This window comes from Catonella sp. (assembly GCF_057250765.1).
Window position 1 is genome coordinate 187,314 of record NZ_DBHIEC010000003.1, and the last position, 11,112, is coordinate 198,425.

Annotated in this window: 3 protein-coding genes; all 3 read right to left on the minus strand. The window is 40.3% G+C overall.

The window, feature by feature from the left end; genetic code table 11:
• Window positions 1–60 precede the first annotated feature (60 nt).
• The 3 genes from ACO6HM_RS02830 to ACO6HM_RS02840 all read right to left on the minus strand — a co-directional run bounded on the left by ACO6HM_RS02830 (window position 61) and on the right by ACO6HM_RS02840 (window position 10,925).
• Window positions 61–4,965: a S8 family serine peptidase gene (locus ACO6HM_RS02830; RefSeq protein WP_485389670.1), complete on the minus strand. Its 4,905-nt coding sequence runs from the start codon at window positions 4,963–4,965 to the stop codon at window positions 61–63.
• Between the two features lie 14 nt (window positions 4,966–4,979).
• Window positions 4,980–5,948: a hypothetical protein gene (locus ACO6HM_RS02835; protein WP_485389671.1), complete on the minus strand. Its 969-nt coding sequence runs from the start codon at window positions 5,946–5,948 to the stop codon at window positions 4,980–4,982.
• A 174-nt stretch (window positions 5,949–6,122) separates the two neighbouring features.
• Window positions 6,123–10,925 (minus strand): SpaA isopeptide-forming pilin-related protein, encoded by a 4,803-nt coding sequence (locus ACO6HM_RS02840; RefSeq protein WP_485389672.1) that lies wholly within the window; start codon window positions 10,923–10,925, stop codon window positions 6,123–6,125.
• Between the last annotated feature and the right edge of the window lie 187 nt (window positions 10,926–11,112).

An 11,112-nucleotide genomic window follows, 5' to 3' on the forward strand; every position in this document is an offset into this window, starting at 1 on the left:
GTTTGATCTAAATCAATCGATATCCTATGCAATTGGTTTGCTACAGCCAGGGTACTCTTGTTATTTGGTTCTAAAAATACTTATCTCTTTTTCATCCTTAAAGCCTGCCAAATCCACAGCACTGATTTTAATTTTATTTTGTCCGAGGTTCAGCGGTACTGTTATTTCTTTATCAATTACCACTCCTCCGTAAGCCATGGTCCTGTCTGTCTTATCTACAATGCCTACGAGTGAGTCACCATTGTAGAGCTTAAGTCTTAAGGAATCATCAGTGGAATGGAGCTTAATGGTTGCTGAAGAAGAGTCGAGCTTTCTCGTTAAGACTTCATAAGTAAGCACTGGGTCAGTCAAATCATAGAAGGCACGTCTTACTATGCTTGCCTTTTCTCCCTTCTTTGTAACCGTCTCTACCCTGATATTTACACAGAAGTCCTTTACGGGAAGTGTAGCTGAAAATGTGTAACCAAGGCCATTGTACGGTGAATTCCCACCGTATGAATATTTCTTAGCAAGGGCTTTAATATCATCGCCACTTAAGGCCACCTTTTCACCTACTACCTTGCCCTTATCATCAACAAGTGATACTTCTATGGTCTCTACCTTATCGTCTGACTTTACATTACCGATAAAGCCTTCAACCTTTACGGTTTTTTCATTGTTAGAAGGTATCACATCCATAAGGGCAGGGCTTTCAAGAAAGACTACAGGATACTTGGTCTTAGTGTTATTTACCCCGTTGTAGCCGTCATTATAGAGGTCATTTCCGTAAGGTGTACTTTTTTTATCAGCTTCACTTCCCTCATAGATTATCTCTATCTGAGTATCATCAGTTAAATTATAATGAATCTGAACTGAAAAGCCCCTGGCAAAGCTGTAGCCACTGGCTCCTGTATCAAGATCGAGTGCGCCCTTTAGCGGAAGAATGATATTTTCTCCGTCCTTTTTATGGAGGATGACTCCTTTAACCACAGGCTTTACTCCGTCCTTAAACCTAAGGTCAAGCTTAACATATCCGCTTCTCGTCTTAAGAATCTCATCTTCACCTATGGTAATGTCCTTATTGTCAAGCTTTATTTCCTTAAAGTTGCCAAGCCCCGCCTTTTTAAGATCAACCTTTATATCCTTTTCTTCTGCTTCCTCTGGCATGGCTCCTTTAGCAAAGCTTGTCACTATCTCCTTGTTGCTCTTAAGAGGGTCTATGGTAAAGCTAACTGCCCGTTCATTCTTATCATAAGAATAGTTATATTCTTTTTTCATTCCGGGCTGAACTCTGCTGTCTCTGATAAGATATTTTACAGAATGTCCCTCTCTTATGTATATCGTGCTTAGATGCCAGTTATCATCAGGCATTACAAGCTTTAAGCCTACCTTTTTGTCAAGTGTATCATACTTGTCATCGTCAAGGAGTTTCCCATCAGCGTAAACCTTAACCCCTCTGTCTTTCATTGAATCATAGAAGTTTAAGAAGCTAACAGAATTGTAGCTTGCACTCTCTCCTGTTTTCACTGTCACATTACGCTGATTGCTAAGGTAATCCTTAACTGTAATGTAGATATGTGAGGCATCGGCAAGGAAGCTTGAATCTACCTCTATTTCCTCATTCCTGCTGCCGTTTCTGTTAACATATATCTCCCTGCTCTCTGAAGGGTCTGAAGGAATCATATCATCTGAGATAACAAGCTTTCCATCTGTCACCTTAGGCAGTATTTTACCATCTTTTTCTGCCTCATCTGTAAAATTGAGAATAAGGTATTTGCCGAATTTAGGCTTGCCAAGCTTTAAGTCTTCTCCACTTATTCCATCTATTGCAGCAGGCTTATTGCCAATTGAAGAAGGCTTTTTCTTGCCCGGAGGTGCAGGGTCTACGCCCGGAGGGAGAGCGGGTCCGCTTTGGTTATTTCCCTCTTCTCCTACAAACTTAAGTGAATTAAGGTAAATCTGTTCTATGCCGCTGCCACTATCTTTTACCTTGAATTTAACCCTCTTTAGTCTGTTTTTCCCCTCTACACTTTTAACTTCAATATCGTCACTAAGCTCCGGCGCTGTAGAGTCTACCTTTAATTTATACCTGTATACCTGCTCATTGTTACCACCACCTGAATTGCCGGTATTTAGCTTAGCCTTTATCTGATATATATAATTGACTCCTTCTGTCGCAAGTTTGCCTCCTATTCTTCCATCCCACCAGGAATCAGGCATAATGTTAAAGCTTGTCTTTCTTCCGAGGCTGTTAAGCTTTCTTACCTTTAGAGACTTGCCTATTACCCTCAGTGTCTCATTGGTATCACCATCTATTATAGAATACTCTATCTCATCCATATTTCTAAGTGGTGCAAGCCTTACTGCTACATCCTTGTGATAAGCTCCTGAAGGCGAGAAATAGAGGGTATCATTTACTACAGGAAGCCTTAGTGTAGCACTTGTAATGAACATAGATGAAGCAGCATTAACCAGCTTGTTTACAAAAAACTGCACCTCTCTCTTATCACTACCATCTTCTTTTACCTGAAAAGCATCTATAGCCCTTTCACTCTCCCAGTCACCGTAAAAGCCAAGGAAAGGAATGCTAAGTGTACTCTCATCATCCACTTCTTTAAGCTCTATGAAGCCCTCTAAGAAGTTGTTTATCTTTATTTCATCTGCACCTGTATAGTCAAAGTCAAGTTCAATTGTATTACTTGATTTTCCTGAAACCGTAACTTCTCTTCCTTCAAAGCTCTGAGGAGAGTAGACAACCTCAGGAGTTTCCGTCCTATAGCCTTCAGTAACAGGCTCGTATACTGCCCTTGTACTAATGCTGTAAGTCTTTGGCTCACTACCAAAGTTCTCTAAGGTTAATTTAGCCTTGAACTTCTTTTCGCCTACTTCTTTTATTTCAAGCTTGCCGTCAGCCTTATTGTCATTTGTGCCCTCAGCCTTTACTACAACAGTAGTCTCGAGTGCATTCTTAAGGTCAAGAGCACCGCTTCCCTGCTGCCTTACGAAGTAAGGAGTATCTTCTTTGTACAGTACAGGCTTTGCTGTATTCATTAGCAACAGCTTGGTAAAGTCAGAAGCATTGTCTACATTTAACTGATTTTCCCTGATATACTGTCTGATAAGTGCACTGGCTCCTGCCACCTGTGGTGAGGCCATGGAGGTTCCTGACATGTTCTGATACCTGTCATCCTCCGCAGTTGAATAAATGCTGCCGCCAGGAGCTGTAATCTCCGGCTTGATTCTAAGGTCAGGAGTAGGCCCCCAGGATGAAAAGTATGAAAGCCTGCCCGCTGATGGATTCTCGAAAGGTATCTCATTCATAAAGATATCCACGGTAAATCTCATAGACATTTTATTAGCGTTGCTTATTTTATTGAATGTACTGCGCTTAATCCTTACCACAGTTATATTGCCTGCCTCATCACCAAGGCTTATATTTCTGCCTATCCTCTCTGCCTCTGATTCAGGATTGTAAAATACTATGGCTGAAGGCTCAAGCGCTACTATCTTTTTAAGTCTTTCTACAAATGCCTGTTTGCCTTCTGTGTCATTTACAAGCTCAATTACAGCAAAATTCCCTTTTATATTTCTCTTTATAAAAGGATCATCTTCCCTTCCTTCGGCTAGCTCTATCCATTTTCCCGTAAGCTTGTCAGCAGGTGCATTGGCTCCAGGCACTACATCAGCCTGTTCCTTAAACTCATTGGTTTTCTTTTCCTTCCAGCCTATTGCACGGGAATACTTTTTTAGATTGTCCATAGAGGCAACAGCAAATGAGCCTTCATCAAGTGCAGGATTGGCAATGAGGGCTGTATCAAAGTTTCCTTCAAGCGGTTTCACACCATAGTAATTACCATCGGTTATGGTTCCGTCATTTCCTGCAGCAACTGTAACTACCACACCTGCCCTTCTTGCCTTTTCAAACATCTCAGTCTCAGGGTATTTCTCTCCTTCTACAGAAAACCCTGCAGATGAACCGAGGCTCATATTGACAACATCAGCGCCGAGAGAAATAGCGTCATCCATGGCCTTTAACCATATATCCGTAAAGGTAGTTGGATACTGCAAATCATCCGAAAATACCTTAAGTGCGAGTATCTGTGCATTTGGTGCCACTCCGTAAAGGTTCTTCTCCTTATCATTGGCACCGACTATCCCTGATACATGCATTCCATGCATCACTCCATAGCTGTCATAGAGATTGGTATTGAAGTCATAATAATTGTATCCGTAAGGAATCTTTGGTGTATAATATCTCCCGTTTAGCCCTTTCTCTTCAATCAGCTTGTTTACCTCCGCCTCAGAAAGCCTCGCTTTACTCTCATCATCCAGAGTAAATGCCTTATGGTTATAGTCAATACCTGAGTCTATCACCGCTACTACAGTGCCTTCGCCCTTGTAGTCTAAGTTTCCTGCAAAGACTGCTCCTGTCATTTCACCTGATGAAGTAAGCAGTGGTCTTTCAAATTCCTCTGATATGTATACATTTTTTACTCCATCAATGTCATCAATCTTATCTATATCCCCTGCTTTAACATTAAGTGCTACACCATTAAATACAGTGTCATAGTTTCTTACATCCGAAGTATCTGCCTCAATATTACTTTTTTTAATCTCCGCAATCACTTCATCCTGCTCTGATTTAAGCTCCTTTTTCTTCTCTTCCTTAAAGCTCTCGCTAAGTGATGAGAGGCTCATATTTCTTTCATTAGCCTCATCAAGAACCGAATCCTTATCAAGCTCCACTATGACTCTAACCTGCTTATCTTCTTCAGCTTTAAGAGTATCTGATTTAGGCTCTATGCCTTCAGCCTTACTCATAATATCAGCCTGCTTAGCCTCTGCTGATACATTCTTTACTCTTGTAAACGCAGGATTTTTCGCTTCATCAGCTGCTTTTACATCCACTTTATAGTTAATTAAAGAAATAGCAAGGGCAGCAGATAAAACCGATGCTAATATTCTCTTTCCATTCTTCTTAATCATTATATCATCCTCACTTACTCTACTATGATGTAGGCCAAGAACTTAAGCTTGCCGTAATCCTTACCTCCGATTACTACATTTTCACTAGTCATACAGGTAATAACATAGTTTCCTTTGATTCCTTTTTTAATGCTCTCAAGGTCTTTGCCTTCCCAGGTGAGCTTATCTTCTATACCGGTATTTTCCCCGGTTGCAATAAATCCTATATAGCCACTCTCCGGTAAGGATATGGCATTCCCTGCCTTGAATCTTAGTTTCCCGTCAACATCTGTATATTCGCCAAAAACCGTATACTCTCTAATGATATTTTCTTTGTTTTCTTTGCCTGATGAGGAATTACTCCTTCCTGAATGTTCATTTACAATTCCTGCATTGCTAAAGTCTGTATTATCCACAGGCTTGTACTTATCAGTCTCTGGTATCTTACCAACCTCTTCTTCTTTAAGGTCTAAGTTCTTTTCCTCATTCACCTTCTTGTTATCTTTCTTTTTATTATTTTTATCCTTGTTACCTTTTTTACTCTTTTTGCTATTGTTATTCTTCTTGCCTTTTTTACCCTTTTTTGCTTTGTTCTTAGAGCCTTTCTTACTGTCCTTTTTTGCTTTCTTCTTTTTATTCTTTTTTAAGCTATTCTTTTTATTTCTGCCCTTACTCTTCTTCTTATTCTTTTTCTTATTTTTCTTCTTGTTTTTTTCCTTTTTCTTTTCCTTGTTTTCAGCTTTATCAGCTTTACTTTTATCTTGTTTGATAGAAGACGTCAATTCTTCCGGATTGTCTTTAGACTCTTTGTCTGATTTCTCTCCAGATGTCTCCTCAGGCTTTTCACCAGATTTTTCATCGTTCTTTGGCTCTCCATCCTTAACAACAACTGCCTCATTCCCTGCTTCCGCCTTTTTTGCAGCAAGCACCTGTGTATCTGCCAAAAATTGTGGAATTAACAGCATTCCACATAGCATAAATAACAAACTTCTCTTATTTTTCATCTCTCTTCCTTTCATGTATCAAAGTTAAACTTTTGCAACCCATTCGCAATTATAGCACCATTTAGAAAAATTGCAACCCATTCTCAAATCTTTTTTTATTATATTTTTCTCAACAAAAAAAGAGACCACTGTCTTAGCATAGTGCCAAAACGATGATCTCTTATTAGTGCTTAATTATTTATTAACTTTTTTTCTTCTTACAACAATGCCTGATGCAAGGAAGATGAGCATTGCTCCACCTAAGTAATAAACCATGGTATCTGAACCACCGGTTCTTGGGAGCCTGTTCTTACCGCCCTTTGTACCCTTAGGAGTACCGTCATCATTAACCTTTACATACTCGTTAGTTCCATCAGGTTTTTTCTTCTTTACATATCTACCCTTTGGAGTTCCGTTGTCATCAACTGAAACGAACTCATCCGGACTCTTTGGATCGTTCGGATTTGGGAAATTGTCTGATGGATAGGTAGGTGTATCGTTGTTAGGTATATCTGTTGTAGGTACTGTTGGTGTAGGATTTGGGTTAGGGCTTGGATTTGGACTTGGGTTAGGGCTTGGGTTTGGTGATGGGTTAGGACTTGGGTTAGGACCCGGATTTGGGGTTGGTCCCGGATTTGGATTTGGATTTGGGTTTGGATTTGGATTTGGGTTTGGGTTTGGACCCGGTACCGGATTAGGAGTTACATTCTCCTTATGATTGAGGACTACAATAGTGTCACCAACCAATCCAACATTTTCATCCTTTTCCACTACTGCTATCTCATCTACCACAGCCTTACCAGCTGCCTTATTGATTGCGGCTGTTGTCACAACCACTGTGTAAGTCTTATCAAGAGCCTTATATCCTGCCTTTGCAGAGGCTTCTTTAAGTGTGTACTTACCACTGGCAAGACCCTCAAATGTAACAATTCCTGCAGGTGTAGAGGTGGTTCCCTCTGCAATTACTGAACTTCCTGAAGTAAGTGTGAACTTCACTCCATCAAGACGTGACTTAATTTCATTGACTGTCACACCTGCCTTGGTTATTACATCCTTGTTTACATCATAATCTGCCTTAATGAGGTTAAAGCTTGTTTCATCCTTTAACTCACCTATTTTCTTGTTGGTAGCTACGATAGTTCTACCATCACTGCCACCTACAACACCGTCACCGAACTTTAACTGCTGCTCGCCTACAGGTGTGCCTTCTACTGCAAAGCCACCGATGGTAAGTGTCTTGCCATTAGGAACGGTGATTCGCTCAACATTGAATACATAAGTATTTTTGTCTACTTCATAGCCTTCAGCGCTAAGCTCTCTTAACTTGTAACCATTTCCTGCTTCAAGTGAAGCAAACTTAACTACACCTGTTGCATCTGTAGCTGCCTTCTTAACAGTGCCATTTGGATATGTGAGTTCAAACTCAACACCCTTGATAGGTCTTCCTGTCTCGGCATCAGTCTTTACTATCTTCGCTGTTAAGTTGCCTTCTGTAACGAAGGTATCGAGTGAGACACCTGCTGAAACTGTATATGTTGCAACTTCAGCTTCTGACTTCTTCTCACCGTTAATGCGAATCTGAACTGTATTCTTTATATCCTTAGGTGCATTCTTATCAAGAATGGTACTATATGAGAAAATAAACTTATTCATTCTCTCATTATTAGGTATCTTAAGTGTAAGAGCTTCCTTACCACCTTCCTTACCAAATGAAAGGAGGTCTGTTAACTTATCAGAATATGGAACGCTATTTCCGTCTTTGCCAACCATCTCAAGGCTGTAATATCCCTTGCCAAGAATTGGCTTGCCATTTTCTGAGAATACATTAAGTCCCTTCTCGAGTATGTCGTACAGGGTAATATCTTTCTTGTCTGCTGCGCTGTCATCCTTTGCAGCTTCGATTTCACTCTTGGTACCAGCATCCATAATAGATGGATTGTACTCTATGGTCCATCTTATGATTCCACCCTGCTCTACCTTATATTCCTTACTTAAGAATCTGGTATCATAGTCAACACTCTTGCTGCTTGAAAGGCTGTAATCCTTACCCTTACTTCCATCAAAAGTTACATCGTGAAGTGTTACTGTCACATCGTTGGTCACAGCACCCTTTGAATTGATAATCTTCTTCTCGTCTCCGTTCTCTCCGTCTCTTATCTGAGCTCTAAGGAGAATAACGTAAGGAGCGTCAAGCTTCTTAAGGGTAAATGTTGTGTCAAGTTTATATCCGTTTGATACATTTTCACTTGCTGTGAATACGTCATTTGCATCAACAGGACTTCCTTCAGCTATTACATAAGCATCATTGGTATAGCCTGCTCCTGTAAAGGCTGTTCTAGGTGTTCCCTTAAATACAAGGTATTTATCCTTATCATTAAGAGGAACTATCTTGAACTTACTGTCTATGCTGTCCTTTATAAATGCTTCAAGCTTACTTGTGTCTAATTTCTTTATGTTTTCAGCATTTACGCTAAGACGGAATATCACAGACTTATAGTCCTTTGCATATGCACCTGATGTACCATTTACAACATCATTTGCATTTGCAGCTGTGTAGCTGCTTTCGCCGCCTGCGATTAGCTTTTCAGCCGCTTCACTTGTGAGTGCATCCTTCTGAATCATTCTATGGTTGAAGTTTGCCCAATAATCACTGAAGCTTCCGTATTCTACGCCTTCTTCACCATTTTTACCAACCTTACCTGATCCATAAAGGTAAGCTAAGTTCATAACCTGATTGTATTTTAAGTTGCTGTCATTACCACGTCTTGCGCCACCGGTAAGTGAATCAGCGTCAAGTATATTAGTTCTGAATGAGAAAGGATACCACTTGTCACCCTCGTTATCAAGAGTCTTGGTACAATCTTCAAAGCCTGTTACTTCTAAGATTTTACCTACAGCCTTCTTCTCTGTGCCTTTTGTATAGTAAAGAGTATGTACAGTGGCCTTAAGTGCTCCGTTATTTAAGCTATCTGCAAATGAACCGTCCTCATAGCTCATTTTTGCAGTACCTGCCTGATATACAATATCAGCTACTTTCACTCCTGAAGCGAATTTCTTTTCGCCATTTTCAAGTGAGAAGTTCTCTCTGGCAGCAACCTTGTCAGCACTTGTGCCATTTATAAGCTTATAGTACTCATCTGAGTTTCCAATGCTTGTATCAATCAAAGTATCGTAAACATAGGTCTTGATACCTTTAGCCTTGTTCTCATCAACGGTTCCCTTGCTGACCTTTATATTCCAGGTAGGGTTAGATTCAATATACTTACCCTCTGCTCTTTTAATTATGCTCTTTTTACCGATGTCGAAGCCTTCTGTAAGGTCTACGTACTTCTTGCTGTCCTTACCCCACATAACTCTTGCATTGTTACTGAATCTGTCAATACCCTTTAAGCCTTCTACTTCTGACCAGATTGTTAACTTTGCTACAGTGTTTAGATCGCCTATCGCGTATACACCGTCCTGTGGCTGAGTTGTGATGTATTTTACATCAGTGCCCCAGGTCCCGGTTGCATAATCAAAATAGAGCCACTTATGTCCGGTTACATCCCACTTTCTTACCATTGCCTTATCAAAAGCCATTACCTTCTTTGAATAACGCCCGGTAAGAGGAAGTTCATCTCTAAGCTTTACATTTGTGAGATTCTTATCTGTTGCATCAAATACGATATCCCACTGTACTTTATGTTTGCCGTTTTCTACTTTAACGTCCTCATCAAGCTCAGCAAAGCTGTCTTTTGTCATTCCTTTGTCACTGAGGTGATCCTTTAAGAGTGCATCTCTTATTCCGTTTTTCTCGGAATAGCCTCCGTGATACTTAACTCCCCACATTCCGCCCCATCTGACAGTTGTGGTGTTCTCAGCAACTTTAACAGTATATTTCCCATCTGTTTCCTTCTGATACAAATATGCAGTGTTGTCTCTGGTAAAGCCATTTCTAAGATCAGTATAGTATGTATCTGAAGAATCCTTCATTAAGCTTGTACTAAACTTAACTATTGCCTTGCCTGGCGCATTCGCAGGGAATACATAGGTAAGTGCATTGTTGTTGCCTGCATCAGTCACGCCTGTTACATATTTAAAATCTGATGAAGTACTGCCGTCATCACCAAATATCTTGTTGCCGGGTGCGTTGTTTGCACCCGCTTCATAAACAGTAAAGGTCTTAGGTATATAGGCACCTACTTTTCCAATAGGATCTTCAAGTCTATAACCTGCTAATGAAGTCTGCTCTCCAGCAGCACCTTTTTTCTCAACCTTTACGGTCCAATCAACGTTTCCATTGTCGTAGTCTATGGTTCCGGTCTTTTCTACAACAAACTTGTTGTCAAACTTGCCAAGATATATCTTCTTCTCTGCAGAATAGATATAGTTTCCCTTTGCATCTTTGCCCATGCTGTCCTGATCAACATCAAAGTCCATCTTGATATTGGCCCTTAAGTCTGTTGCATCCTGTAACTCGTTGTTGTCAACAAGTAAAGTCATAACCATGTATACAGTTTTTGTAGCATTGTCAGCTACTACCTTCGCTGAAAACGCATTCTTAACTGTATGCTCGGTACCATTTACCATGAATTTGGCATCTAACTTGCCAAGGTCTAAATTGCCTGTTAACTTTACTCCCTTTTCTATCATAGGGATACGAATAAAGTCGTTCTTTTTCAGATATGGTCTTGCGTTGCCATCTGTAGCTACAGGCAGCTCAACACTCATATTAACTCTGAAGTTCTTATTTGGATTTATTATACCGGTTGGTTCATTTGACCCACTCTGAATAACATTGCCATCCTGCATCACAGTGCGATCCAGACGGTAGCTGTCTTTCCAGGTAAGCTCTTTCGCCCCGGCATCTGCAAGCACTCTGCTCTCGCTGAATGCTGTAGTCTGTTCTCCCCCTGCTTCCTTTGCAAATACGCCAAGAGGGTTGAAACTTGTAAGCACAAGTCCTAAAGCGAGTGTCACGCTTAGGGCACCTCTTTTAAGTCTGGTTTTTTCCCACATAACATTCTCCTTTACGTAAGTATTCTTAGTCCATGTATTTTATCGGCATTTTACCATCAAAACTTAACCCTTTTTATAATATTTTTTTAAATTTTTTTAAATTTTTTTTATAACAAAAGACCGCAGGAAAACAAAGTTCCCACGGTCTTGTAGTTACCATATTACATTTACTATTAAGGCTATCACG

Bases quoted from the DNA above. Each gene is read 5' to 3' on its own strand.
- ACO6HM_RS02835 (WP_485389671.1), bottom strand. From the start codon at position 5,948: ATGAAAAATAAGAGAAGTTTGTTATTTATGCTATGTGGAATGCTGTTA.
- ACO6HM_RS02830 (WP_485389670.1), bottom strand. From the start codon at position 4,965: ATGATTAAGAAGAATGGAAAGAGAATATTAGCATCGGTTTTATCTGCT.
- ACO6HM_RS02840 (WP_485389672.1), bottom strand. From the start codon at position 10,925: ATGTGGGAAAAAACCAGACTTAAAAGAGGTGCCCTAAGCGTGACACTC.